This window comes from Streptomyces sp. NPDC031426 (genome assembly GCF_055581585.1).
On the sequence record NZ_JBVIJE010000007.1, the window covers coordinates 338,044 to 361,965 of the forward strand.

The 23,922-nt window shown below is 68.9% G+C and carries 23 protein-coding genes and 2 pseudogenes; 13 read left to right on the forward strand and 12 right to left on the reverse strand.

Annotated elements, in window-relative coordinates:
- Positions 1-47: 47 nt before the first annotated feature.
- Genes ACZ5NH_RS17045 through ACZ5NH_RS17060 form a run of 4 tightly spaced genes read right to left on the reverse strand, consistent with a single transcriptional unit; the run spans position 48 to position 2,108 of the window.
- Entirely contained in the window at positions 48-365 is a 318-nt protein-coding gene (locus ACZ5NH_RS17045) for a hypothetical protein (protein ID WP_468775958.1), read from the reverse strand.
- Complete coding sequence (locus ACZ5NH_RS17050) at positions 365-706, reverse strand: RRQRL motif-containing zinc-binding protein (RefSeq protein WP_468775960.1); 342 nt, start codon at positions 704-706, stop codon at positions 365-367. The genes ACZ5NH_RS17045 and ACZ5NH_RS17050 overlap by 1 nt, the downstream gene beginning before the upstream one ends.
- Complete coding sequence (locus ACZ5NH_RS17055; RefSeq protein ID WP_468776004.1) at positions 706-1,839, reverse strand: conjugal transfer protein; 1,134 nt, start codon at positions 1,837-1,839, stop codon at positions 706-708. Before ACZ5NH_RS17055 ends, ACZ5NH_RS17050 begins: the two co-directional genes overlap by 1 nt.
- Positions 1,839-2,108: a DUF6284 family protein gene (locus tag ACZ5NH_RS17060; RefSeq protein ID WP_468776006.1), complete on the reverse strand. Its 270-nt coding sequence runs from the start codon at positions 2,106-2,108 to the stop codon at positions 1,839-1,841. Before ACZ5NH_RS17060 ends, ACZ5NH_RS17055 begins: the two co-directional genes overlap by 1 nt.
- A 463-nt stretch (positions 2,109-2,571) precedes the next feature.
- On the opposite strand from ACZ5NH_RS17060, the gene ACZ5NH_RS17065 reads away from it, so the two are divergent.
- Both ACZ5NH_RS17065 and ACZ5NH_RS17070 read left to right on the forward strand, forming a co-directional pair.
- Positions 2,572-3,330: a GntR family transcriptional regulator gene (locus ACZ5NH_RS17065; protein WP_468776008.1), complete on the forward strand. Its 759-nt coding sequence runs from the start codon at positions 2,572-2,574 to the stop codon at positions 3,328-3,330.
- The gene (locus ACZ5NH_RS17070; RefSeq protein WP_468776010.1) at positions 3,311-3,928 is read left to right on the forward strand and encodes a GNAT family N-acetyltransferase; all 618 of its coding nucleotides are present in this window, start codon (positions 3,311-3,313) and stop codon (positions 3,926-3,928) included. The genes ACZ5NH_RS17065 and ACZ5NH_RS17070 overlap by 20 nt, the downstream gene beginning before the upstream one ends.
- 808 nt (positions 3,929-4,736) lie before the next feature.
- Here ACZ5NH_RS17070 and ACZ5NH_RS17075 read toward each other — a convergent pair.
- The 3 genes and pseudogenes from ACZ5NH_RS17075 to ACZ5NH_RS17085 all read right to left on the reverse strand — a co-directional run bounded on the left by ACZ5NH_RS17075 (position 4,737) and on the right by ACZ5NH_RS17085 (position 7,409).
- Complete coding sequence (locus tag ACZ5NH_RS17075; protein ID WP_468776013.1) at positions 4,737-5,777, reverse strand: ImmA/IrrE family metallo-endopeptidase; 1,041 nt, start codon at positions 5,775-5,777, stop codon at positions 4,737-4,739.
- 29 nt (positions 5,778-5,806) lie between these two features.
- Positions 5,807-6,433, reverse strand: coding sequence for a hypothetical protein (locus tag ACZ5NH_RS17080; RefSeq protein WP_468776015.1), 627 nt, complete (start codon positions 6,431-6,433; stop codon positions 5,807-5,809).
- Between the two features lie 225 nt (positions 6,434-6,658).
- Positions 6,659-7,409 (reverse strand): annotated as a pseudogene (locus ACZ5NH_RS17085) (hypothetical protein).
- 613 nt (positions 7,410-8,022) lie between these two features.
- Between ACZ5NH_RS17085 and ACZ5NH_RS17090 the strand changes: the two are divergent.
- A complete protein-coding gene (locus ACZ5NH_RS17090; RefSeq protein ID WP_468776017.1) occupies positions 8,023-8,466 on the forward strand; it encodes a hypothetical protein in 444 nt (147 codons plus the stop codon).
- Between the two features lie 539 nt (positions 8,467-9,005).
- On the opposite strand, the gene ACZ5NH_RS17095 is transcribed toward ACZ5NH_RS17090, so the two are convergent.
- Together ACZ5NH_RS17095 and ACZ5NH_RS17100 are read right to left on the reverse strand one after the other, a co-directional pair.
- Positions 9,006-9,227, reverse strand: coding sequence for a hypothetical protein (locus ACZ5NH_RS17095; RefSeq protein ID WP_388622517.1), 222 nt, complete (start codon positions 9,225-9,227; stop codon positions 9,006-9,008).
- Positions 9,228-9,332: 105 nt separating this feature from the next.
- Entirely contained in the window at positions 9,333-9,869 is a 537-nt protein-coding gene (locus tag ACZ5NH_RS17100) for a GNAT family N-acetyltransferase (RefSeq protein WP_468776019.1), read from the reverse strand.
- 121 nt (positions 9,870-9,990) lie between these two features.
- On the opposite strand from ACZ5NH_RS17100, the gene ACZ5NH_RS17105 reads away from it, so the two are divergent.
- The 10 genes and pseudogenes from ACZ5NH_RS17105 (at position 9,991) to ACZ5NH_RS17150 (ending at position 19,838) form a co-directional block, all read left to right on the forward strand.
- Entirely contained in the window at positions 9,991-10,449 is a 459-nt protein-coding gene (locus tag ACZ5NH_RS17105) for a hypothetical protein (RefSeq protein WP_468776021.1), read from the forward strand.
- A gap of 123 nt (positions 10,450-10,572) precedes the next feature.
- Positions 10,573-11,448, forward strand: coding sequence for a DUF2797 domain-containing protein (locus tag ACZ5NH_RS17110; RefSeq protein WP_468776023.1), 876 nt, complete (start codon positions 10,573-10,575; stop codon positions 11,446-11,448).
- Positions 11,449-11,535: 87 nt separating this feature from the next.
- Positions 11,536-11,907: an antibiotic biosynthesis monooxygenase family protein gene (locus tag ACZ5NH_RS17115; protein ID WP_468776025.1), complete on the forward strand. Its 372-nt coding sequence runs from the start codon at positions 11,536-11,538 to the stop codon at positions 11,905-11,907.
- A gap of 100 nt (positions 11,908-12,007) precedes the next feature.
- Positions 12,008-12,748 (forward strand): response regulator transcription factor, encoded by a 741-nt coding sequence (locus ACZ5NH_RS17120; RefSeq protein ID WP_468776027.1) that lies wholly within the window; start codon positions 12,008-12,010, stop codon positions 12,746-12,748.
- Positions 12,745-14,409, forward strand: a complete 1,665-nt coding sequence (locus ACZ5NH_RS17125) for an ATP-binding protein (RefSeq protein WP_468776029.1) — start codon at positions 12,745-12,747, stop codon at positions 14,407-14,409. The genes ACZ5NH_RS17120 and ACZ5NH_RS17125 overlap by 4 nt, the downstream gene beginning before the upstream one ends.
- A gap of 14 nt (positions 14,410-14,423) precedes the next feature.
- The gene (locus tag ACZ5NH_RS17130) at positions 14,424-15,917 is read left to right on the forward strand and encodes a bifunctional glycosyltransferase family 2/GtrA family protein (protein WP_468776031.1); all 1,494 of its coding nucleotides are present in this window, start codon (positions 14,424-14,426) and stop codon (positions 15,915-15,917) included.
- Positions 15,914-18,121 carry a glycosyltransferase family 39 protein gene (locus tag ACZ5NH_RS17135; RefSeq protein ID WP_468776033.1) on the forward strand — a complete coding sequence of 736 codons (2,208 nt, stop codon included), beginning with the start codon at positions 15,914-15,916 and terminating at the stop codon, positions 18,119-18,121. The genes ACZ5NH_RS17130 and ACZ5NH_RS17135 overlap by 4 nt, the downstream gene beginning before the upstream one ends.
- 66 nt (positions 18,122-18,187) lie before the next feature.
- On the forward strand, positions 18,188-18,337 hold the full coding sequence (locus ACZ5NH_RS17140; RefSeq protein ID WP_468776035.1) for a hypothetical protein: 150 nt from the start codon (positions 18,188-18,190) through the stop codon (positions 18,335-18,337).
- 61 nt (positions 18,338-18,398) lie between these two features.
- Positions 18,399-18,937 (forward strand): annotated as a pseudogene (locus ACZ5NH_RS17145) (MFS transporter); the annotation flags it as partial.
- Positions 18,938-19,073: 136 nt separating this feature from the next.
- On the forward strand, positions 19,074-19,838 hold the full coding sequence (locus tag ACZ5NH_RS17150) for a TetR/AcrR family transcriptional regulator (RefSeq protein WP_468776037.1): 765 nt from the start codon (positions 19,074-19,076) through the stop codon (positions 19,836-19,838).
- Positions 19,839-19,968: 130 nt separating this feature from the next.
- Here the strand turns inward: ACZ5NH_RS17150 and ACZ5NH_RS17155 are convergent, their stop codons facing one another.
- The 3 genes from ACZ5NH_RS17155 to ACZ5NH_RS17165 form a co-directional block, all read right to left on the reverse strand.
- Positions 19,969-20,439, reverse strand: a complete 471-nt coding sequence (locus tag ACZ5NH_RS17155) for a PPOX class F420-dependent oxidoreductase (protein WP_388622497.1) — start codon at positions 20,437-20,439, stop codon at positions 19,969-19,971.
- Positions 20,440-20,488: 49 nt separating this feature from the next.
- Positions 20,489-21,310: a YceI family protein gene (locus ACZ5NH_RS17160; protein ID WP_468776039.1), complete on the reverse strand. Its 822-nt coding sequence runs from the start codon at positions 21,308-21,310 to the stop codon at positions 20,489-20,491.
- 94 nt (positions 21,311-21,404) lie between these two features.
- Positions 21,405-23,867 carry an MFS transporter gene (locus ACZ5NH_RS17165; protein ID WP_468776202.1) on the reverse strand — a complete coding sequence of 821 codons (2,463 nt, stop codon included), beginning with the start codon at positions 23,865-23,867 and terminating at the stop codon, positions 21,405-21,407.
- Positions 23,868-23,922 lie beyond the last annotated feature (55 nt).

Sequence of the window (23,922 nt, forward strand, 5' to 3'; positions counted from 1 at the left end):
ACTCCTGACGCCCCCTCACAGGGGCGGAAAAAGGGGGGGAGGGAGGGTTAGAACCACCGGGAGGACTTCTTGGCGGCCTTGGCCTGCGCGGCCTCGCGGACGATCCGGGCCCGCTCGATCTGCATGGCGGTGATCTCCGCGAGCAGACGGGTCTCCGCGCTCTGCCACGCGGTCTCGATCCGCTGCTCCGCGTGGCCGGCGCTACGGCCCCGGGCGATCCGGTAGGAGCCGCCGGCGAGGGCACCGAGGACGGCGCGGCGTTCGCGGCCGTCCAGCGGCCACATCTCGCGGTTGCGGACCGCTTCGAGCTTGCGGGTCGTCTGCTGGATCTCCCGGTCCAGGCGGCGGGTGTCGGGCTTGCCCATCACGCACTCCTAGGCGAGGTGGAAGGGGAAGCGCAGGGCACGCAGGTGCCGAGCGACGAGGGGATGACGTAGCCCGCATCCCGCAGGCACTGCGGGCAGATCTGGCGGGCCGCGTTGGCCTTCGACAGCGCCGCCCACCTGGCCGGCGTCATGGGACGCACCGGCTTGGCGAGGTCGACGCGGTACAGGTAGGCGACCAGCGGGCCACGGCGGCGGCGCGGCCGTTCGAGCTGCGCCGCCACCTCCTGACCACCCGGCCGCAGGCCCCGCGCACGGAGCTGCCGACGAGTGGCGTAGCCGTCCGGGGCGAGCCGCCACCGGTAGACGGGCAGTGCTCCCATCACGCGGCCCGCTCGGCGAGCAGCGCGTCACGCAGCTTGCGCGCGTTGACCGGGGAGACGTGCAGGACACGGCGGATGCCCTCGGCCGTCACCTTCCCATCGGGCCAGTCGGCCGTGATGGTCCGTGCCTCGGTCAGGAGCTGTTCCGGACTGCGCCGCACACGCGGTGCCTTTGCGGCGTCCGGGACCCGGTACGTCGCTCGGCGCTGCCGGGTCGACTCGGCAGCCATCGAGCGACGCATGGTCGGATGGGGCGGGGTCGACTCGACCGGGGCCGCGAGCGCGGGGATCGGCTTGAGTGGCAGGCTCGACTTGCCCGCGTCCGCCGGGACCGGGTCGGGTACCGGGAGGCGGGTCAGGGTAATCGTGAGGGGCGTCGATTCCGGCTGGTCAGTCGTAGACCGAATCCTCTCGGTCTCGGTCGATTCCTCCGCATTCGTGCTCGCGGTGGTCGTCGGACCGATCGGGTCGACCGACGGCAGCGTCGGCGGGTCGGTCGGGGCGGTGAACATGCCCGCCAGCGCGGCATCCGCGCCCGCCGTGACGCGCTCGCGCTGCACATCGAGCAGCCGCGTTCCGAGTGTGTGGTCGCCGGTGCCGACCCTGCGGGCAAGACGCCACGACTTGCGCTCGGACCACTTCTTCACGCGGTCGCTGGGGTGGTTGGCGGCAACGGCCCGGTGATAGGCCAGCTGCCGCACGACGGCCGCCGCGCGGGCTTCGGCTTCGGCGTCGTGGCCGTCGGTGTGGACGACGATCCGCCGGGCCAGGAACGCCATGCCCTCGGCCGAGACGCACATGCCCATCGGGGTCACGGCGTAGATCACGGTACGGCCGGCGTCCGGGCCAGCCATCGCGGCCATGACGGACGCGGCGGCGGGCAACGCCCACAAGCCGAGTCGGACGACGCGGGGTGAGGACTGGCCCAGCATGGTCAGGCCGAGCAGAACCAGGCCGAGAACGGCGGTGGCACCCTCACCGGCCGCGACCGCACCGAGCGCGGTACCGGTGCCGTAGGCGTGACCGATGTTGGAGAACGTGCCGTAACCGCCGACGCCGCCAACGGCGGCCATGATGACGAACGCGGCCCCGAGCACGATGCGCTGCGGGGCGGTCAGTTCCTTGTGGTGCATCACGCCGCACCGCCCGGCAGACTCGTGCCGGCCGCACGGTTGACCAGCGCGACCCGCACGGCCAGCGCCCGCCGGCGGGCCCGGCGGATGCGGCGAGCGTCCAGCTCGGTCGGGGCGCGATCCAGGGTGACGATCTGCGCGTCCAGCAGCTCGACGTCCGCCAGGATCACGGGCATCTCACGCTCGATCGCGTCCAGCTCCGCGCCCGTCGGCTCCATGAAGTCGGCGAACGCGGTAACAGCGTCCTGAACAGTAACGATGTGCTCCATTGGGTCGTGTTCCCTTCCAGTCAGGAACGGCCCGAACAGCGGCCCCGGTGTTCCAGCACCGGGGCCGCGCGCCGTTGAAGTCGGACTATCCGGCTCCCCTCAGCGCTGCTCGTACGAGACGAGCAGCGGAGGCAACCGGCCGCAGCGGTTCTGCGGAGATTGAGTCGCGCTGTACCTCACACGGGGGGTCCCGTGTGGCCGCCTACTTGGCCGAGGAGAGGCGGCGTGATCCCCATTCAGTTGTCAATGAACCTGCGCTTCCTTCGTACTCACCCCCGCCTGAGCTGGGGCTTTCCTCCGGGCGCTCTTGTACGGCAGAACCGTACGTGACACCTCATCCGACTTGTCTGGAGGAGTGCCGTAGCAAGAGACTGCACGAGTCGCCCTTGGAGAGTCAAGCCCCCTGGTCTAACTTGTACGGAGGAGTCGGAGTAGAGGGGACGCGGTGGCAGTACGACGAGGAATGACGAAGGCTCAGGAAATCGCCTATGAGCTGCGCGAACAGATTCAGTCCGGCAGGTTGGCGCCAGGCGAGGCCCTGCCCAGCGAATCCAAGATGATGAGTCACTACGGCTACAGCCGCGAGACCATCCGCGCCGGTGTGCGTCTCTTGATTGAGGAGGGCTTGGTTGTAGCTGGACAGGGACAGGGGAAGTACGTCCGCGAGGACTACCCCCCTGTCGTGTGGAACTGGACGACTCTGGAGAGTCGGAGTCGCCACGCCAACGCAGTTGAAGGGCGGACTGCTGGCGACCAGTGGGCGAGCGCAATCGCGGAGAACGGGAACGCCCCGCGCCAAGAGATCTCAGTGTCCATCGTTGTGCCCCCGTCACATGTCCGGGAGCGCCTTGGGCTCCCCGTGGACGGATTGGCTGTGGCGCGCAAGCGCGTCCGGTTCATAGACAACCGGCCCTATGCACTCGCCGATTCGTACTTTCCTCAGGAACTCGTGGCCGGCACACCCCTGATGGAGCCACGAGACGTCTCCGCGCCCGGCGGCATCCTCGCCTCTGTGGGACTCGTGCAGGCCAAGTTCGTGGACGAAATTTCAGTCCGTATGCCGACTCACCAGGAAGCGGAGCAACTCGGCCTCCCCGCAGCTACTCCAGTCGCAGAGCACACCCGAACGGGCTATGACGCGGACGATCGCCCCCTCCGCTGCATGGTCACCATCCTCCCCGGAGACAGGCACAAGATCCTCTATGAAGTCAGTACGGACTGAGTACCTCCGCCCAGCAGCGGCGGAGGACGTACCTGCCCTCTTGGCCCTACGCGCAGAGGCCGAAGGGTGGCTACGTACCAAGGGAACAGACCAGTGGAGCGACCCGGAGACCGGCGAGCGCGCTATTTCGAAGTGGCGCGCGAGCATAGACGAGGGGCGTGCATGGGTGGTCGTTGGCGAGCGTGACGAGGTACTCGCCACCGTCAGCCGTGGCCCTGTCGACCGGGACTTCTGGACCGATGCCGATCGTCCCGAAACGGCGCTGTACCTCTACAAGTTGATCGTTGCCCGAGAAGCATCCGGCCGACAGCTCGGAACGCGGCTCATCGACTGGATGTCCCGGCTCGCCGCCCTAGAAGGGCGAACCTGGGTGCGCATCGACACCTGGCGCACGAACACCGGGCTGCACGCCTACTACGAGCGGCTGGGGTTCCAGCACGTCCGCACTGAGGCGCCGGCCCACAGGCGCTCGGGATGGCTCGCCCAGCGCCCGGCGGGTGAGTTGGCTATGCCACAAGATCTTCTGCCTGTCTTCCCGGAAGAGGGCTGGCAAAGCGGCGTGGCGGTCCGCAACCGGGGGGTGCCGAAACAGAGGTAGGGCCTCCGAGGGAGAGGGGTGGTGATCGTTGGCTCTGGTGTTTTCGGTCGGCTGGCTCAGCTTCCTGACCGTGGCTCTACAGATCGCGTCCCGCCCCTCAACAAGTCACTGAGTAGCTGGAGCGATCCCGGCTGGAGAACTCAGTTAGTTGATTACTTGTTGATGAGGAGATCGGGCGTGGCACATTTCAGTTGGACGGCGTCTACCGCCCCCTGGTGGGTAACTCCTGCAGTTACGCTTACTGCAGTTTGGATAACTGCCAGAGCCACGAGTCATCGCGAGATCCGCTCTGAGCGGCGAAAGGCTGCTGTTAACCTGCGGGAAAAGATATACTCAGCTTTCGATATTGAGCGTCCGACCGGCCCCTATAGCAGTTTTACGCCAGACGAACGGGATTTGGAGCTGGCGCTGCTAGATCTAGGATTTAGTCGCTTTGAGGTTTCGCAACTAACGCGTCATATTTACGATCGACGAAGAGATCCGGACCTGACGACTCTGCTGAGCCAACCTGATCTAACAATCAAGCGGTTGACCATACATGCTGAGAGAACTGCAGATTGGCGAGCCATGCAAGATGTGCTCGCACAGTACCTGCAGGGCCGCATATCACTTCGCAAGACGCGTCGGCGACTTTGGGGCTATGCGAGTTGGCGTCGCCATAAGCGTGCCCACAGATGGGCAAAGTCACAATATAGGGTGTACCCGCTGTCGAATGCAGGTGCTGACGGAAAAGAGGAGTCTTAGAAGGCGGGCGTCGACTAGATAACGCGATTATTCAAGGCGCCCCCGGCGGCCGGAATGTGACTGGCTACACGGCTCGCAGTGCCCGCCTGGTGCCATATCCAGCTTGGAATTCCGGAGTCTTCAGGCCGACAACTTTCGCTAGCTCGGCGTCACTGTAACCATAGAGTTTACGGTGGGCGTCTAGCACTGCCGTGAGAATGCGAGATTCCTCCGGACCCAATGTGACAGGCTCGTGGCGATTGAATCCCCGTTGCGCCATCTGCACATTAAGGCTCTTGTAACGGCTGGCGTCAATCTTTCCGAGGGTGTACGCGCGGCGAATGATTGATGCCATTGACGTCTTCCAGTGCTGCTTGAGTTGCATGGCGCGCTGGAGGTTGATCCCTGCCAATTGGGGTGCGATGGTGCGTGCTGGCATCAAGAATTCGGCTGCGAATCGGTCCGCCTCACGCTCACCGTCCTCGCTGGGGACCTGGTGCATGACGAGGTGGCCAACCTCGTGAAAGACGGTAAACCGCTCTCGGTCGGTGGACATTCCCGTATTCAAGATGATTACGGGAAGTGAGGCTGGCGGGCGGATACTCATTCCTGAGATCTTTGGTGAGCCGAGGTCCCGCCGGACAACTACAACACCCGCGCGCTCGACTGTTCGGATCGCATCCTGAACCGGCCCATCAGGAAGGAGCCATGCGGTTCGCAGCTTGCGTGCAGCTTCTTCCGGTTCTGGACCCTGAGCTTCGGGCGACTCGAAGGTGGGCAAAGGGTGGACGGGCGCGATGTCTACGCTTGTCTCCAGCCGCTTCAGTTGCATGAGGAAGAGGTTGATTTCTGCCTCGATGCGGCGAAGCGTCGTCTGACCCAGCCCGGCTTGCTTGCGGTGGTAGTAGCTGGAGGCGCCGAGCCCGATGGGGTCGTCAGGCCAGTCAAACATCTCGCGAGGGTAGCCGAGCGCGCCGGCGATGAGGTCGATGCGCTCGGGTGGCAGCGGTGCCAGGCCGTGCTCTGCCTTGGACAGGACCGCTTGAGAGATACCTGTCATCGCCGAGAGCTTGGACTGCGACAAACCGCGCGACTCCCTCGCGGTCTGGAGCATCCGCGGGTTCATGGCAGTCCCGGTCCTTCCCTCGCTAGTGACTACTCTCTTCCGTCTTCGGCTCGATCGACCTTAGGCACGACCAGGGTGTCTCCCTGCCCGTCGGTCGGCGCCACGGGCAGGGGAGCAGGGGCAACGGGCCCAAGTCCGTCGTCCAGTCCCAACCCGTCGTCGAGGCCGAAGTCGAGATCGATAACCCACTGCATCTCGTTCGCGACGCTGCAGGTGATGGCCACTCTATCCAGGTCGATGCCTGCTTCATCGGGGAGGTAGCCAGCGACAATGTGCGTCAGCTCCTCCATGCCAGGAAGTGTCTGGTGGGCGAAGTTGCGGGCCTGCTGGGTGGGGATCCCGCTGGTCTTCAGCCCCTTGCTCCGGAACTTCTTGAAGCGCAGAAGGAGGCGTTCCTGGAAGGTCAGCAGGAGGATCCCTCGTTCTTCGCTGATCACTACGCCTGATGTGCCTTCGAAGCTGTTCATCGCTTCATAGCGGATGAAGTCGTACACCAGGCTCGCCCGCGTCCTGCCGCTGACGATGACAGCCAGTTCGGTGTCAGCCTCCAACAGCTTGCGCCAGCGTGACCAGCCGTTCTTGAGCACGTCTCGGATGTCCTCGCGATGCTCGGCGAGGACATCTGCTGCCTCTTCTAACGTCAGCGGGTTCGTCACGGGAGCATCTTGCACCCCTTACTGAGCGGGTGTCAATTATTCCGCGAACTATTCCACTTGGGGTCCATGCGCCACAGTCGGTCCGACGCGTGACATCAACACCTGACATCAACAGCCGCGTACGTCAGTACACAGTCACGTACCGAGGTCGGCTGGGGGCAGCAGCTCCATGCCATGATGCGGCTTGTCGGCGCGACCCCCGTCTGGTGTGTGCGCGCCTACGGATCAGAAGGTTGCAGGTTCGAATCCTGCCGAGTGCACACAGATGAGAGGCCCCGGAGCGATCCGGGGCCTCTTGCGTTTCAGGGGCGTACGGCAGCGAAGTACAGCAACGGGATCAGCTGGTGCCGCCCATGCGTCGGACAGCTTCCCGAGCGCGGCGCGCACTTCCTCTTCGCTGGCTTCGGCGTAGAACTCCATCGTCCGGAGCGGGATCACCCGGAGGCCGGCGCGCCGGGCCCGCAGGGCGAACATGCGGGTGAGGTCGCCCGGCTCGATCGGGGTGCCGTACTTCGTGGTGAAGATCAGCCCGCGCGTGTCCTGCCACAGCTCACCGGCCGCCTTCCGGTCCCCGGTCTGCTGGGCACGCCGCAGTCTTGGTCTCCCGGTGGAGAATCTGCCGCCCCGCGCGCTGGATCTGGTGATCCACGTACAGCTCACCGGTCTCGAACAGGTGCGGGTTGATGTAGAGCCGTACGGAGCCTTCGTACGACACGTACGACAGCCGGGCGAGGTTGGGCTTCACGATCGATTCAAGCCAGTAGGAGAGGAACGCCTGCACCGTGCGGTGGCGTGTCTGCACCGGGCCCTTGCTGGCTTCGCTGTGGAGCTTGATCCACTTTTCGTGGGTCTCCTCGCGGGTCTTGCCGTACACGTACTTCCGCTTGTGGTCGCCCTCCGGGGTCGCGACCCAGGCGTAGGCCGCAAAGCCGTTCTTGTACGGGTAGTTGCGTGGAGTCGGGATAGCTGATTTCACGACAGGTGCTGCGCACAGTTCGTATTCCACCGGGCTACGCATGCCTAGGGCGGAGTGTCTGCGCTGCCGGTTATGGAAGATCTTCAGGTACTCGAAGAGGGCGGTGGAACTCCGGCGGACAGTTGCGGGGTATGGCGGTCTACCAGGGCTTCTGGAACGGTCAATTCTCCAGCGACCCGACTCCATCAGAACCAGGGCAGCCCCCCGGCGCCGCCAGCAGTACCAGCATCAATACCCGAAGATTTGCATCTATATAGGTGACGACGAGTCAATAACGCCGCATGTCTGGCAGCTGGTGCTTTAGGTCGGGTTTATATCTTTCCTGTCACGGAAGCCCGAGCTCAGTGTCTGCGAGACTGCATGCGAATTCTGCGACTGAGATCTCTGCTGGCTGCCGCCCTGTTCCTCACCGGTGTCACCGCCTCCGCGCAAGCGCAGGCGGCAGGCTCGGTGCAGCCCAGTGTGCGTGCGGCCGAGCGGAGTTCAGACGACTCCGGCCCTGTGGTGCATCACGTCGCCTCCGGTGCGCACTCTGCACACGCCGGAAACGACCAGTAATGGCCCGTTCCCGGTCAAAGGGGTCCCCCACCCCACAGGGGTGGCACGGGACACAGTGGCGCAGAAGAATTTCAACAAGCGCGCCGCGGCGCTCCCGGTCACCGTCAGCTTCGAGGGAATCGGGTCGAACAACTACACCCCACCGGGTGTGCCGCCGGACCCGAACGCCTCGGTCGGTACCACTCAGATCGTCGAGACGGTCAACACCGCCTTCGCGGTGTACTCCAAAGCCGGCACCACCCTCTTGGGGCCGACGAACACCAACACACTGTGGGCCGGATTCGGTGAGCCGTGCGAGACGACCAACGACGGGGACGCGGTCGTACGCTGGGACACCCTGGCCAATCGCTGGGTCATCACTCAGTTCGCGAACGCCCGGTCCACGACGCGTCCGTTCTACGAGTGCGTTGCCGCAGACCTCGTGGGAACCGCCGCAGTGGAGCGCAGCCAGAGCGACCACGGACGCCTCGTCGTTGCCGACCAGGAGCCGTTCGAGTAGCTCCCGCTCCATGCCGTGAGCCCCACGGGATCCTGCTGTACAGCAGCCGGATACAGCAACCGCAGCAACCGGCCCCGCCCCATAGCCTCCCCCTGAGGCCGACACGCGACCTGTATGACCGTCTCCGACCGATCTCTCCAGAGCTACGGATCAGAAGGTTGCAGGTTCGAATCCTGCCGAGTGCGCATGGATCAGAGGCTCTGTGGATCACTCCACAGGGCCTCTGCTTTTGCGCTGAGGGCGGGCGCGGGCGGGCGTCGGCGCGTACTCGACCGCCCGCCGGCCCGCCGCTAGGCAGCCTTGGGCCGCGTCACACGCGTGCCCGGGGCGGGCTCCTGTGCGTCCTCGGACCAGAAGATCTCGTCTTCTCCGAAGTCCGGGGCCTGGAAGGGGGTTGTCGTCGGAGGCGGCGATACCGCGGTGGAACGGCGGGGTTGCCCTTCCAGGGCGGAGAACAGCGACGTCGGGTCGATGAGAGGTCTGCCTTTCGTTACAGGCCCCCGATGGGGCCTGGCGTGCCGTGACCGGGCACAGGGGTCCTACAGCTTGGTCATCTTGGCGTACGGGCTCAAGATCCGCATCTGCGCCGAGCCGAAATCCACGAGGACCGCGATTCCGTCCTCGACGCCGACCACCCGGCCGAGGCCGTACACGTCATGTGTGACCTGGTCGCCCAGGGCGAAGTGCTTGGGAGCCCGTGTGACCGGGGCCTTGAAGGGGCTGGTAGGAAGATGACGCTTCGGTGCCGCAGGCTTTGTCATAGCTCAGTATGAGCCTACGTGTGTCCCGCTGGCTGTGGCCGTCGGCACAGATCAGGACGGGGACAACCGCGTCACACCACTGACCTGGTGTTTTGAGACCAGTGTTCACCTCAGTTCGCCGCCGAATCGCTCCGCGCGGAGCATGGAGAAGATCACCTGATCGTGCCACTGGCCGCCGCGCCACTGAGCGGAGCGCAGCACGCCCTCCCTGACGAAGCCCGCTTTCTCCAGCGCACGCTGCTCGGCGAGGTTGGCGCAGTCCGTCCAGGCTTGGAGCCGTTCGGCCCTGGTGTGGTCGAAGAGGTACTCGGCCAGCAGTCGCTGGGCCTGGGTGCCTATGCCGCGGCCGTGCGCGGCGGGCACCAGGCCGATCGCCAGGGTCCAGCAGGTGGAGGTGGCGGGCCGCCCCCAGGCGCTGGCGAACCACTCGACGCGGCCCACCGTCCGGCCCGCTTCCGCGACGGAGAGCATGCCGCCGTCGGGGCCGAGCAGGCCGGTCTCGGCGAACTGCCGGCGCAGGCCGGCCGGTGAACCGTAGCCGAACCACTGGTACTGGCCGGCCCCCTCCGGCCCGTTGAACTCGCGCTCGAACAGGTCGAGATCGTCGGCGGTCACCGGGCGCAGAGTGACTTCATCGGACATGGAACGACTCCTGATCCTCCCGACCAACGGGTTCGACCTCGTGTGGCCGACGTGGGCAACGGCGTCCGACTCTGCCGGTGCGGAGGGGCACAGCGCAACGACCCGTTGTCCTGCTGTGGACGTGTGCAAGCACTTGGGGTACGCACACGCAGGCTCCGCGCTGCGGAACGTCGCCGACGCAACCAACTTCGCTGCCGCTGAGACCGTGCTCCAAGCGCACTGTCTCAGCATTCCTGCAGGTCGGGAGTGGCTCGGTCGTATCGCCGACACCCTCGGCCTCATCGCCGGCCGTATGCGGCCTCCCGCCCCGGTACCGCCCCGGCCCACCATGACCCCCCAGCAGCTCCTCGCCACCTGGCGGGCGAAGAGCCTGGTCGTCATCGAGGACGTGCACGCCGTCGCCGCCTGCCTCGCCCCGCCGCTGGTGCGTGGGCCGGTGTACTGCCGGCTGGACGAGGTCTCGGAGCGTACGGGGCTCACGCTCGATCGGGGCCATGACTGCCTGCGCATGCTGATCAAGGGGGGCGTGCGGCAGGCGGGGGTCGCGGCGGAAGGGGTGCCGGTGTGCGTTCCGCCGTAACCGCCCAATCCGACAGAAGGCCCGAAGTCGCAAAACGAGGTTGCGGCTTCGGGCCTTCGCGCAGCTCACGCCAGTCCGCCGCCCGGAACCCGTTGTCAGACCCGACCCATACCCTGACGAGTGATGGCACAGGTATGGAAATGCTCGGGGCTCCGCTGGTCGCCGACCGGACCGGCGCTGGTGTGGGACGGCGGGCGGCGCAGTGCGCTGCCGTGGGGGAAGCGGGTCGGATTCGCCGTGCCGGAGGGGAGCGCCCGGCACTGTGTGGGGGCGCGCGGGCATGCCTGTCCCACCCGTGCTGCCGTGCCGGCGCGGAGCACGGGCGCCCGGTGCGAGGAGTGTGCGCGGCTGGACCGGGCGCACTCCGTGGCCGCCGACACGATTGTCGACGACCCGCGGCCGTACCGGGTGTATCTGGCGTGGTTCGGGCCCGGGATGGTGAAAGTCGGGATCACCGCGGTCGAGCGGGGCTCCGCCCGGCTGCTGGAGCAGGGCGCTGTCAGTTTCAGCTGGTTGGGCACCGGCCCGCTGATGGCCGCCCGGCGTACCGAGGAGCTGCTGCGGGCCGCGCTCCAGGTGCCGGACCGGATCCCGTACGCCGAGAAGCGCGCGGTGCGGTCGGCGTTGCCGGGGACCGAGCGGGAGCGGGCGGCTGAGGTGCGGGAGCTGCATGCGCGGGCCGTGGCGCTCAGCGGATGGCCCGAGTCCCTGCGGCCCGCGCCCTGCGAAGTCACCGACCATGTGGCGGCGTTCGGGCTCGCCGGTGCTCCTTCCGCGCTCGGAGAGGTGGTGAAACTGGTCCCGGGGGGCCGGGTCAGCGGTGAGCTGGTCGCGGCCGCCGGGCCCGATCTTCATCTGGCGGTCGGCGAGCGCGGGGCCGTCGTGCTCGACACCCGGCTCATGACCGGCTGGGAGCTGGTGGCGCCGCCCTCGACCGGGACTGCCGGACTCACCTTTCCGTTCCGGGAGTTCGCCCAACCGCAGGAGGGGCTGTTCTGAGGCGAAGGCAAAGACTCGGATCCCCTACGGATCCCTTTCGGCAAGGGTCGTGGACGCCGAACGGGCCCGCCCCCGACCGTGGTTGTCATGAGCGATCACACGGATGCCGCTGTACAGCCCACCTCCTCCCTCCCCGAACCCCCTTACTACGCGGCGATCTTCACCTCCCTCCGTACCGACGACGAAGCCGACGACGACCCCGACGGCTACGACCGCACCGCCGAACACCTCTCCCGTCTCGTCCGTGAAGTCCCCGGCTTCCTCGGTGAGGACTCCGCCCGTACCCCCGGCGGACTCGCCGTATCCGTCGCCTACTTCCGGGATCTCGAAGGGATCGAGCGCTGGCGGCGGCACCCCGAGCACCTCGCGGCCAAGCGCCGCGGCCGGGAGCGTTGGTACGAGCGGTACGTGATCCACATCGCCAGGGTCGAGCACGCGCGCGTCTTCGCGCGGGAGTGAGCGCTTCCCAGGCGCCGCCTGAGAGGTGCCTGTGTGTTTCTCAGGGAAAACACAGACTGGGGAAAGCCTCCTCTCAGAGGTCCCGGACAAGGTGCCCAGCATGACCACGACCTCGCCCCAGGGGCGCACCGAACTGCTGAGGCCGGACGGGAGCCCCGTCCGCGTGCTTGTGGTGGACGACGAACTGTCGATCACCGAACTGCTGAGCATGGCTCTTCGTTACGAGGGCTGGCAGATCAGGAGTGCGGGGGACGGGCAGGGAGCCGTCCAGACCGCCCGTGAGTTCCGCCCCGACGCCGTCGTACTGGACATGATGCTGCCCGACATGGACGGGCTGACCGCCCTCGGGCGGCTGCGGCGCGAGCTGCCGGACGTGCCCGTCCTCTTCCTGACCGCCAAGGACGCGGTGGAGGACCGTATCGCCGGGCTCACGGCCGGCGGTGACGACTACGTCACCAAGCCGTTCAGCCTGGAGGAGGTCGTGGCCCGGCTGCGGGGACTCATCCGCCGGTCCGGGGCCGCCGACCGGCGCTCCGACTCCGTGCTCGTGGTCGGAGACCTGACGCTCGACGAGGACAGCCACGAGGTGTCGCGGGGCGGGGACTCCATCCATCTGACCGCCACCGAGTTCGAGCTGCTGCGCTTCCTCATGCGCAACCCTAGGCGCGTGCTCAGCAAGGCACAGATCCTGGACCGGGTGTGGTCGTACGACTTCGGCGGGCAGGCGAATGTCGTCGAGCTGTACATCTCCTATCTGCGACGGAAGATCGACGCGGGGCGGGAGCCGATGATCCACACCCGGCGTGGGGCCGGTTACCTGATCAAGCCCGCCGCCTCATGAGCAGGCGACGACGGCCGGGTCCGCGGCAACGGCAGAAGCGGCAGAAGCGACGGGCCGGACAGCCGCGCACCCTGCGGACCCGGCTCGTCGTCGCGTCGGTGGTACTGATCGCCGTGGTGTGCGCGGTGATCGGCACGGTCACCGCGGTGGCGCTGCGCTCGCACCTGTACGGGCAGCTCGACGAGAAGGTCGGCGAAATCGCCATGCGCGCGAAGGGCGGCCGGCTGCACCCCGGCGTCACCGTGCCCGGCCTCCCCACCGACCCGGACGCCGGGGACAAGGCCACCGCCACGCCGGACGAGAAGATCGCGCGCCTCCTCACCAACGGCCCGACCCAGCCCAGCACCGTCGCGGCCTGTCTGCAGAACGGCCGGATCGCCGGCGCGGCCAAGGCGGTGCAGCTGAACGACAGCAACGGCGGCTTCCGGAAGATGGGCACCGTCAGCCTCACGGCCGCGCAGCAGCGGGCGCTCGCGGGTGTGCCGAGGGACGGGCACGCGCACACGGTCGACCTGCCGGACCTGGGGAGCTACCGCGTCCAGTACGCGGTGAGCCCCGACGGCAGCGCCACCTACTACGTCGCCCTGCCCACCAAGGACGTCGACGACAACATCGACACCCTCATCGTCGTCGAGGTCTGCGTCACCGCCGCCGGACTGCTCGCCGCCTCGCTCGCCGGATTCGTCATCGTCGGCGTGGCCACCCGCCCCCTCCGCAGGGTCGCCGCCACCGCCACCCGGGTCTCCGAACTCCCGCTGCACACCGGCGAGGTGAACCTCAGCGAGCGGGTCCCGGAGTCCGAGTGCGACCCGCACACCGAGGTCGGCCAGGTCGGTGCCGCGCTCAACCGGATGCTCGACCATGTGCACGGCGCCCTGCACGCCCGGCAGCAGAGCGAGATGCGGGTACGGCAGTTCGTCGCCGACGCCAGTCATGAACTCCGCACCCCCCTCGCCTCCATCCGGGGGTACGCGGAACTCACCAGACGCGGACGCGAACAGGTCGGCCCCGACACCCGGCACGCCCTCGGCCGGATCGAGTCCGAGGCGGGCCGTATGACCCTCCTGGTCGAGGACCTGCTCCTGCTCGCCCGCCTCGACGCCGGACGGCCGCTGCAGTTCGAGCAGACCGATCTCATCCCGCTGGTCGTCGACACGGTCAGCGACTCCCGGGCGGCCGGCATGGACCACAACTGGCGGCTCGATCTGCCCGAGGAACCCGCCCTCGTGTCCGCGGACGCGGCACGCATCCAGCAGGTGCTGGTCAATCTGCTCGGCAACGCGCGCAAGCACACGCCACCGGGTACGACCGTCACCGCGCGCGTGCAGCGGCGCGGGCCGTGGATGTGCGTCGACGTCGAGGACAACGGGCAGGGGATTCCGCCCGAGCTGCTGCCGCACGTCTTCGAGCGGTTCGCGCGCGGGGACTCCGCGAGGTCCAGGGCCACCGGCTCGACGGGCCTCGGGCTCGCCATCGTGCAGGCGGTCGCGGCCGCGCACGGGGGTGCCGTCACCGTCGACAGCGTGCCCGGGCGGACCGTGTTCACCGTGCATCTGCCCGCGTCGGCCCCCGCCGTTCCGCGGCCCGCGCCCGAAACGAACTGGCAATCGCACTCACAGCCACGGCACAGTGCCACCACATGGGTGCAACAGGGCGCTTGAGTTGAGTCGGTCCCATGCGAACCGACTCTTCTCCCGGCACCCTGCCGGCGCGGGAGCACCTCCCGGCCGGAGACGCCGGTACGCCTGTCCTGGACGTAGTGATCCCCGTCTACAACGAGGAGAAGGACCTCCAGCCGTGCGTCCGCAGACTGCACGAGCACCTCACGCGCACCTTCCCGTACGCCTTCCGCATCACGATCGCGGACAACGCGTCCACGGACACCACCCCGCTGGTGGCGGCGCGGCTGCAGGCGGAGCTCCCCGAGGTCACCAACTTCCGCCTGGAGCAGAAGGGCCGGGGACGGGCCCTGCGGACCGTGTGGTCCGCCTCCGAGGCGCCGATCCTCGCCTACATGGACGTCGACCTGTCCACCGACCTCAACGCCCTGCTGCCGCTGGTGGCCCCGCTGATCTCCGGCCACTCGGACCTGGCGATCGGCTCCCGGCTGGCCCGCGCCTCCCGGGTCGTACGCGGCCCCAAGCGGGAGTTCATCAGCCGGGCCTACAACCTCATCCTGCGCGGCTCGCTCCAGGCCCGCTTCTCCGACGCCCAGTGCGGATTCAAGGCCATCCGGCGGGATGTGGCCCAGGTGCTGCTGCCGCTGGTGGAGGACACCGGCTGGTTCTTCGACACCGAGATGCTGGTGCTCGCCGAGCGGGCGGGCCTCAGGATCCACGAGGTGCCGGTCGACTGGGTCGACGACCCGGACTCCACCGTGCACATCGTGAAGACCGCGACGGACGACCTCAAGGGCGTCTGGCGGGTCGGCAAGGCGCTGGCCACCGGTTCACTCCCGCTGGACCGGCTCACCCGGCCCTTCGGTGACGACCCGCGCGACCGCGACCTGACCAACGTGCCCAAGGGGCTGGCCCGTCAGCTCGTGGGATTCTGTGTCGTCGGCGGCCTGTCCACCCTCTTCTACCTCCTCCTCTACAGCGTCTTCCGGCAGTTCTCCGGCTCCCAGATCGCCAACGCGCTCGCCCTGCTGGTCTCCGCGGTCGCCAACACGGCCGCCAACCGCCGGCTCACCTTCGGGGTGCGCGGCCGGGGCGGCGCTGTCCGGCACCAGGCGCAGGGCCTGGTCGTCTTCGGCATCGGGCTCGCTCTGACCAGTGGCTCCCTGGCCGCCCTGAACGCGGCCAGCGACCACCCGGCGCACTCCACCGAACTGGCGGTGCTCATCGCCGCCAACCTCGCGGCGACCGTCCTGCGGTTCCTGCTCTTCCGCGCCTGGGTGTTCCCGGACCGCGGCGAGTCCGGCACCGGCTCGACGGTCGTCGCCTCCCACCCCCTCTCCTCGCCGACCTACAGCACGAGCACGACCCCGCCGCACGGCACGACCGCTCCGTACACACCGCTTCCCCGGCGCCCGGTGCCGTACCAGCAGCCGTATCCGACGGCCACCCAGGTCCGCGCCGGTGAAGCCGCGGACGGCAGCTGGAGGGACGCCACCATGCGACTGCAGCCGGTGCGCCCTCACGACACCGATCCGGAGGATCCCCGATGACCACCCAGTACGACCAGCAGCGCGGTACGACCGTGTGGGGCCCGCCCACGGGCGCCCTCCCGCACCCCCCGTCGCAGCCGCACCCGCACCGGGCGGCCGGTGCGCCCGAGCAGCCGTTCCTCCGCAGACTGTGGCGCGGCCGCGCCGAGGACCCCCGCTGGGCGCGCCCGGCCTTCCTCGGCCTGCTCGCCGCGACCCTCCTGCTCTACCTGTACAACCTCAGCGCCTCCGGCTACGCCAACTCCTTCTACTCGGCGGCCGTGCAGGCGGGCAGCAAGTCCTGGAAGGCGTTCTTCTTCGGCTCGCTGGACGCGGGCAACGCCATCACCGTCGACAAGCCGTCGGCCTTCCTGTGGCCGATGGAGCTGTCGGTGCGGATCTTCGGCCTGAACTCGTGGGCGATCCTCACGCCCGAGGTGCTGATGGGCGTGGGCACGGTGGCGGTCGTGTACGCGGCCGTACGGCGCCGGTTCAGCCCCGTGGCCGGTCTGATCGCGGGCGCGGTGCTCGCGGTCACCCCCGTGGCGGCGCTGATGTTCCGGTTCGACAACCCGGACGCGATGCTGGGCCTGTTGATGGCGCTGGCCTGCTACTTCGTCGTACGCGCGGTGGCGGACGGCCGGACGAAGTGGCTGGTCGCGGCCGGGGCCGCGATCGGCTTCGCCTTCCTCGTCAAGACCCTGCAGGCCTTCCTGATCCTGCCGCCGCTGGCGATCGTCTACGCCGTGTGCGGTCCGGTGAGGCTGCGCAAGCGCCTGGCGCAGCTGGGTCTCGCGACCGTCGCGCTGGTCGTCGCCGGCGGCTGGTGGGTCGCGATCGTCGAGCTGTGGCCGGCCTCCTCCCGCCCCTACATCGGCGGTTCGCAGAACAACAGCTTCCTGGAGCTGACCTTCGGCTACAACGGCCTCGGCCGGATCAACGGCGACGAGACCGGCAGCGTCGGCGGCGGTGGCGGCGGGAACGGCTCCGGCCGCTGGGGCACCACGGGCTGGGACCGGATGTTCAACTCCGAGATCGGCGGCCAGATCTCCTGGCTGCTCCCGGCCGCGCTGGTCCTGCTGGCCGCGGGTCTCGTGGCCACCCGGAAGCTGCAGCGGACGTCGGTGACGCGGGCCTCGTTCCTGGTGTGGGGCGGCTCGCTGCTGATCACCATGGTGGTCTTCAGCTACATGGCGGGCATCTTCCACCAGTACTACACGGTGGCGCTCGCGCCCTACCTCGCGGCCGTCGTCGGCATGGGCGCCGGGCTGCTGTGGGAGCGGCGCAGGCAGACCTGGGCGTCGATCAGCCTCGCCGCCGCGCTCGTGGCCGCGTCCGTGTGGGGATACGTCCTGCTCAACCGCACCTCCAGCTATCTGCCCTGGCTGAAGTGGCTGGTGCTGATCGGCGGTCTGGCGGCCGCGCTGGGCCTGGTCTTCGCCGGCCGGATCTCCCGGCAGCTGGCCCTCGGGGCGGCGGGGGTGGGCCTGGTGGCCGCGCTCGCCGGTCCGACGGCGTACACCCTCAGCACGGTTGACTCCGCGCACACCGGCTCCATCCCGACGGCCGGTCCGGCGGGCGCCAGCATGATGGGCTTCGGCGGCGGCCGGGGGCCCGGTGGGGGCTTCGGCGGCGGTATGCGCGGCGGCTTCGGCGGCGCGATGCCGGGGCAGCAGGGGCAGCAGAACGGCAATGGCTTCCCCGGGGGCGGCGGCCTCGGCGGCGGCATGCCGGGCCAGAACCAGCAGCAGGGCAACGGCAACACGCAGGGCCAGGGCCGGAACGGCCACGGCTTCCCCGGCGCCGGCCGGACGGGCGAAGGCGGCATGGGCGGCGGCGGTGGCGCCGGCGGCCTGCTGAACGGCGCGAACGTCTCCTCCGCCGCCAAGCAACTGCTGGAGAAGGACGCCGCCAAGTACACCTGGGTCGCCGCGTCCATCGGTTCCCAGAACGCGGCCGGCTACCAGCTCGCCACCGGCGACCCGGTGATGGCGATCGGCGGCTTCAACGGCACCGACCCGTCCCCGACGCTCGCGCAGTTCAAGAAGTACGCCGAGGAAGGGAAGATCCACTACTTCATCGCCGGCGGAGGCATGGGCGGTGGCATGGGCGGCAGCGGCAGCGGTACGTCGTCCCGGATCACCTCGTGGGTCGAGAGCAACTTCAAGAAGGTCACGGTCGGTTCGGCCACGTTCTACGACCTGACGCAGAAGATGAGCGGCTGACCGGCGGAACCCGGCTGTCGGAAAACGTGTCGTACACCGTATAGTGACTGCTATACGGTGTACGACATGTCTGCTTCCCAAGGCCACCCCCAGCGCTGGGTGATCCTCGGCGTGATCTGTTTCGCCCAGCTCACCGTGCTGCTCGACAACACCTCCCTGGTGCAGTCCGGTCTGCTGCTCACCGCGGGCAGCGCCGCCGACCTCCCCCACGCCTAAAGGGCGCGGGGGGACCCCCATCGGCACGCAAGAAGATGCTCATCGCGGGGCTCGCCCTGTTGGGGCGCTGTTCCTGCTGACCCAGCACCTGCAGTTCGTGCTCGGGTACGGCCCCTGGAGGCGGGCCTGCGGACCGCTCCGCTGGCGTTGACCGTCGTGCTGCTCAACTTCACGGGGCTGGCGGCGAAGTGGTCCGGGCGGCTGGGTACGCCGGTGTCCATCGCGCTCGGAATGGTGCTGATGTCCGCCGGACTGGTGGCCATCGCGGTCGCCTCCGGCGGCTACGCCGGGTTGCTGCTCGGGCTGGTGCTGATCGGGGCGGGATGCGCCGTCGTCAACCCGGCGATGGCGCACGCCATCATGAGCGCGATTCCTCCGGAGAAGGCGGGGGTCGGGGCCGGGAGCAACGGCACCCTCGCCGAGTTCTGGAACGGTCTTGGTGTTGCCGTTCTCGGGGCTGTGCTCAGCTCTTCCGTGGCGTCCGTGGAGTCGTTGTCGGCCGGGCTCGGGGCTGGTCAGTTGGTGGGGGCGATTGCCGTGCTGCTGGGTGGGTTCGTGGCAGCGGGGCTCTTGAAGCGGGCGGAGCGGGCGGTCGCCTGAGGGCTCGGGGGTGTGGGTATGTGTGCGGCCTCGGGTTGTATGTGGTTGTTCGCGCCCACGCCGCGGTAGCCGCATACGGGTGCTGCCCCGCGCCCTTTAAGTTGGACCGGTGGCTGGAATCGAGAAAGGTGCGCCCGTGGCGAAGGACGCAGGTCGGTCGGCGCGGAGCAGTGTCTGGCTGGAGGAGAAGGCCCGCCGGAGCGGTCGTAGCGGTGGCGGGCAGCCCTCCGGGCTCGACCGTGAGCGGATCACGACGGTGTCCGTTCGGCTGCTGGACGCCGAGGGGCTGGCGAAGTTCTCCATGCGGCGGCTGGCCGCTGAGCTGAACGTCACCGCCATGTCCCTGTACTGGTACGTCGACACCAAGGACGACCTGCTCGAACTCGCCCTGGACGCGGCCTTCGGCGAGCTGCGGCTGCCGGATCCGGACGCCGAGAGCGAGGACTGGCGCGAGCAGTTGCGCGGGCTGGCCACCGAGTACCGGGCGCTGCTGGTGCGCCACCCGTGGCTGTCGCCGCTGGCGGGGCGCTACCTCAACATCGGCCCGAACTCGCTGGCGTTCTCCCGCGCGGTCCAGCGGGTCGTCCGCCGGGCGGGGCTGCCCGCGCACGGGGTGACGGGGGCGATCTCGGCGGTCTTCCAGTTCGTGTACGGCTTCGGCACGATCGAGGGCCACTTCTTCGCCCGGATCGCGGACACCGGGCTGAGTGCCGACGAGTACTACGAGCAGGCCATGGCCTTGGTGACCGAGGCCCCGGGGACCGCCGAGGTCGTCGAGGAGTCGAAGGACCTCATGGCGGCCCGCGGCGGGGACACGGTCGACGAGATGCTGGACCGCGACTTCACCTTCGCCCTGGACCTGCTGATCGCCGGCATCGAGGCGATGGTCGGCCGAGGCTGACTACTCCCCACCGCCCACCAGCCGCGCCGGGAACCCACCGGTCGCCACCGGTCCCCACAGCTGCGGTGTCACGCGGATGGCTTCGGGGCGCTGCGCCGGACTCCGTCCGTCGGGTGGGAGCGGGCGGTGTTTATCGATCGTCGGCCAGCCGCGCCGGAAACCCGCCGGTCGCCACTGGTCCCCACCGCTGCGGTGTCACCCGGATGATGGACTTGCCCTGCTTGACCATCGCCTCCCGGTACTCGTCCCAGTCGGGGTGTTCGCCGGCGATGTTGCGGTAGTACTCGACCAGTGGTTCCACCGAGTCCGGCGCGTCGATGACCTCGGCCGTGCCGTCGATCTGGACCCAGGGGCCGTTCCATTCGTCGCTCAGGACGAGCAGGCTCACCCGCGGATCCCGTTTGGCGTTGCGGGTCTTGGCGCGCTCGGGGTAGGTGGAGACGACGATCCGTCCCGAGTCGTCGACCCCGCAGGTCAGCGGGGAGGCCTGCGGTCCGCCGTCGGCGCGGCGGGTGATCAGCAGGGCGCGGTGCCGGGGCCGTACGAAGTCCAGCAGCTCGTCCAGCGATACACGGGTGTTGGTAGCGATGTTCGGTGCCATGGGGGCAGCCTAGGGGCAGTGTGCGCCCCCGTGGCTGACCCTGCCGTGCCTACGCCTGGGGCAGCGAGTCGCCCTGCACCGCCTGGATGTCCAGCTCCACCTTCAGCGTCGTACCGATCGCCGCGATGCCCGCCTGGAGCACCTGGTTGTAGTTCATCGCGAAGTCCTCGCGGCGCAGCTCGGCGGTCGCGCGGAACGCGGCGCGCGTGCCGCCCCACGGGTCCGCGCCGGTGCCGAGGTAGGCGAGGTCCAGGTCCACCGGTCGTACGACCCCGTGCATGGACAGTTCGCCGTGCACGGTCCAGCGGTCGGAGCCCGACTGGGTCAGGCTCGTCGAGCGGTAGCCGATCTCCGGGTGCTGCTCGACGTCGAGGAAGTCCGCGGACTTCAGATGCTCGTCGCGCATGCCGTTGCCCGTGTCGATGGACGCGGCCTTGATCACCGCCTCCACACGGGACTTGGTGACGTCGTCCGGGGCGATCTCGATCGTGCCGCCGAACTCGGTGAACCGCCCGTGCACGCTGGAGATCCCCAGGTGCTGGGCGACCGCGGCGACGGAGGAGTGCACCGGGTCGATGGTCCAGGGCCCGGGCGGCGGCAGCTCGGTGCCGCCCTGCCGGGCCAGGGTGACCGTGCCGACCTCGGCCCGGCCGCTGGCGGTGACGATCGCGGAGGAGGCCGCGGGCGCGTACCCGACGGCCGTCACGATCACCGTGTACGCCCCCGGCGCCAGCTCGGTGGCATCCCGTACGGCTCCCTCGGCGTCCGCCTCGGCGCGCAGCACCTGCGTGCCGGTCATGTCGGTCACCGTGACGACCGCGTGCGACACGGCCCACCCGTCTCGCGTGCGGATCTTCGCGGTCAGTCCCATCCCGTTTTCTCCCTGCAAAGCCTTACAAATCGGTCGTATGAAACCGGCCCGTGGCGCACACACGACGGTATGTGTGCCACGGGCCGGGAGTGAACTACTCGCCGGGGTGGGCGAGTTCGATGTCGTGCCCGTCGACCCCGGTGCCGGCCACGGTCAGGGCCGTCGCCACCGGCGGATAACCGGTCGCGATGACCGTGTACTCGCCGCTGTCCAGGTCGGTGAAGGCGTACGCGCCGTCCGCACCGGTGGTGGCGGTGCCTACCACGTTGCCCGCCTGGTCGACGAGCGTCACCCGGGCGTCGGCAAGCGGGCCGTGCGGGGCCCGGACGACACCCTGCAGCTGGGCGCCGGCGTCCAGGTCGATCTCGATCCGGGTGACCCCGGTGGCACCGATCTCGACCGGCAGGGCGCGCGGCCGGAACCCGCTCGCGTTGACGGCCAGGGTGACCGTGCCCGGCACCAGGTCGGTGAGGGCGAAGTCGCCCTGCTCGCCGGTGGCGGCGGTGGCCAGCAGGTCACCGCGGACGTCGGTGACGATCACCATGGCGTCCTTGACCGGCAGCGCGCTCCCGGCGGCCCGGACCACACCGGTCAGCCCGCTGGTGCCGCTGAGCAGGATGTCGTACGACAGCGGCTCCTCGCCCACCACGACGGTGGCGGCCTGCGGCTGGTAGCCGTCGGCGGAGGCGATCAGGACGTACGTCCCGGTGCCGGGGGCGTCGACGGAGTAGGAGCCGTCGGCCTGGGCGACCGCGCGGCCCAGCTGGCGGCCGGACAGCGAGATCAGGGTGACCGCGGCCTGCGGGACCGGGGCGCTCTCGGCGCCGCGGACGAAGCCGTGCACCGGGGTGCCGCCGCCCGTGCCGGGCTCGGCGATGGTGGCGACGGCGGTCGCCGCCGGCTGGGCGGCCGCGGCCGGTGCCTGGGCGGAGGTGTCGGACACGACGGGCGTGGCCCAGCTGGGCACCTGCTGCTGCGCGGGTTCCTGCACGGTGTCCTGCACAACGGTCTCCACGGGGGCGGCCGGGGCGTCGGCCTCGGCGGCCTGGGCGAGCGCACCCTTGGTCTTCAGCGGGACCTCCTTGATGAACAGGGTGATCAGGAAGGCGAGGGCGGCGAGGCAGCCGGCGATGAAGAAGACATCGGCGATGCCGTGGCCGTAGGCGCTCTCCAGCAGCGTCCGCAGAGGCGCCGGCAGCTTGCCCATGTCCGGGATGCTGTCGGTGGAGCTGGAGCCCGCCAGGGCCGCCTGGTACTTCGGGCTCAGGGCGGAGATGCCGTCCTGGACGTAGTGCGTGATCCGGTGGGACATCACCGCGCCGAGCGCGGAGACGCCGACCGCACCGCCGAGGGAGCGGAAGAAGGTGACCGTGGAGCTGGCCGATCCGAGGTCGGACGGGGCGACCTGGTTCTGCGTGGCGAGCACCAGGTTCTGCATCATCATGCCGATGCCGAGACCCAGCAGCGCCATGAAGATCGCCATCTTCCAGTACTCGGTGTCGTACCGGATGGAGCCGAGCAGGCACAGGCCGGCCGTCACCAGGACGCCACCGCTGACCAGCCAAGCCTTCCAGCGGCCGGTGCGGGTGATGAACTGACCCGAGACGGTGGAGGAGACGAACAGGCCACCGATCATGGGGATGGTCATGACGCCGGACATCGTCGGGGACTTGTCCCGGGCCAGCTGGAAGTACTGGCTGAAGAACACCGTGCCGGTGAACATCGCGATGCCGACGAACAGGGAGGCGAGGGACGCCAGGGTGATGGTGCGGTTCCTGAACAGCCGCAGCGGGATGATCGGCTCACTCGCCTTGGACTCCACGAGCACGAACAGCGCGCCGAGGACGATCGAACCGCCCACCATCGCGTACGTCTGCCAGGACACCCAGTCGTACTTGTCACCGGCGAAGGTGACCCAGATCAGCAGCAGCGAGACGGCGGCCGAGATGAAGAAGGCGCCGCCCCAGTCGACCTTGACCTCCCGCTTGACCACGGGCAGGTGCAGGGTCTTCTGCAGCACGATCAGGGCGATGACGGCGAACGGGACACCGACGTAGAAGCACCAGCGCCAGCCCAGCCAGGAGGTGTCGGTGATGACACCGCCGAGCAGCGGGCCGCCGACGGTGGCGACGGCGAAGGTGGCGCCGAGGTAGCCGGAGTAACGGCCGCGCTCACGCGGGGAGATCATCGCGGCCATGACGATCTGGGCGAGGGCCGACAGACCGCCGACACCGATGCCCTGGACGACACGGCAGGCGATCAGCATGCCGGCGTTCTGCGACAGACCGGCGGCCATCGAGCCGAGGACGTAGATGACCAGGGCTATCTGGACGAGGCCCTTCTTGCTGTACAGGTCGGCGAGCTTGCCCCACAGGGGAGTGGCCGCGGTCATCGACAGCAGGGCGGCGGTGACGACCCAGGTGTAGGCGGACTGACCGCCGCCGAGGTCACCGATGATGTGCGGCAGGGCGTTGGAGACGATCGTGGACGACAGGATCGCCACGAACATGCCGAGGAGGAGGCCGGACAGGGCCTCCATGATCTGCCGGTGCGTCATCGGGGCGTGGCCCGCCGCGGAGCCTCCCCCGTGCTTGGCGTGAGCCCGCACACCG

Excerpts from the sequence above, each read along its gene's own strand:
- ACZ5NH_RS17125 (WP_468776029.1), top strand. The coding sequence starts at position 12,745 with ATGAGCAGGCGACGACGGCCGGGTCCGCGGCAACGGCAGAAGCGGCAG.
- ACZ5NH_RS17055 (WP_468776004.1), bottom strand. The coding sequence starts at position 1,839 with ATGCACCACAAGGAACTGACCGCCCCGCAGCGCATCGTGCTCGGGGCC.
- ACZ5NH_RS17095 (WP_388622517.1), bottom strand. The coding sequence starts at position 9,227 with ATGACAAAGCCTGCGGCACCGAAGCGTCATCTTCCTACCAGCCCCTTC.
- ACZ5NH_RS17115 (WP_468776025.1), top strand. The coding sequence starts at position 11,536 with ATGAGCGATCACACGGATGCCGCTGTACAGCCCACCTCCTCCCTCCCC.
- ACZ5NH_RS17165 (WP_468776202.1), bottom strand. The coding sequence starts at position 23,867 with ATGACGCACCGGCAGATCATGGAGGCCCTGTCCGGCCTCCTCCTCGGC.
- ACZ5NH_RS17130 (WP_468776031.1), top strand. The coding sequence starts at position 14,424 with ATGCGAACCGACTCTTCTCCCGGCACCCTGCCGGCGCGGGAGCACCTC.
- ACZ5NH_RS17060 (WP_468776006.1), bottom strand. The coding sequence starts at position 2,108 with ATGGAGCACATCGTTACTGTTCAGGACGCTGTTACCGCGTTCGCCGAC.
- ACZ5NH_RS17065 (WP_468776008.1), top strand. The coding sequence starts at position 2,572 with ATGACGAAGGCTCAGGAAATCGCCTATGAGCTGCGCGAACAGATTCAG.
- ACZ5NH_RS17050 (WP_468775960.1), bottom strand. The coding sequence starts at position 706 with ATGGGAGCACTGCCCGTCTACCGGTGGCGGCTCGCCCCGGACGGCTAC.
- ACZ5NH_RS17070 (WP_468776010.1), top strand. The coding sequence starts at position 3,311 with ATGAAGTCAGTACGGACTGAGTACCTCCGCCCAGCAGCGGCGGAGGAC.
- ACZ5NH_RS17075 (WP_468776013.1), bottom strand. The coding sequence starts at position 5,777 with ATGAACCCGCGGATGCTCCAGACCGCGAGGGAGTCGCGCGGTTTGTCG.
- ACZ5NH_RS17140 (WP_468776035.1), top strand. The coding sequence starts at position 18,188 with ATGTCTGCTTCCCAAGGCCACCCCCAGCGCTGGGTGATCCTCGGCGTG.
- ACZ5NH_RS17155 (WP_388622497.1), bottom strand. The coding sequence starts at position 20,439 with ATGGCACCGAACATCGCTACCAACACCCGTGTATCGCTGGACGAGCTG.
- ACZ5NH_RS17100 (WP_468776019.1), bottom strand. The coding sequence starts at position 9,869 with ATGTCCGATGAAGTCACTCTGCGCCCGGTGACCGCCGACGATCTCGAC.
- ACZ5NH_RS17135 (WP_468776033.1), top strand. The coding sequence starts at position 15,914 with ATGACCACCCAGTACGACCAGCAGCGCGGTACGACCGTGTGGGGCCCG.
- ACZ5NH_RS17120 (WP_468776027.1), top strand. The coding sequence starts at position 12,008 with ATGACCACGACCTCGCCCCAGGGGCGCACCGAACTGCTGAGGCCGGAC.
- ACZ5NH_RS17110 (WP_468776023.1), top strand. The coding sequence starts at position 10,573 with ATGGCACAGGTATGGAAATGCTCGGGGCTCCGCTGGTCGCCGACCGGA.
- ACZ5NH_RS17045 (WP_468775958.1), bottom strand. The coding sequence starts at position 365 with ATGGGCAAGCCCGACACCCGCCGCCTGGACCGGGAGATCCAGCAGACG.
- ACZ5NH_RS17160 (WP_468776039.1), bottom strand. The coding sequence starts at position 21,310 with ATGGGACTGACCGCGAAGATCCGCACGCGAGACGGGTGGGCCGTGTCG.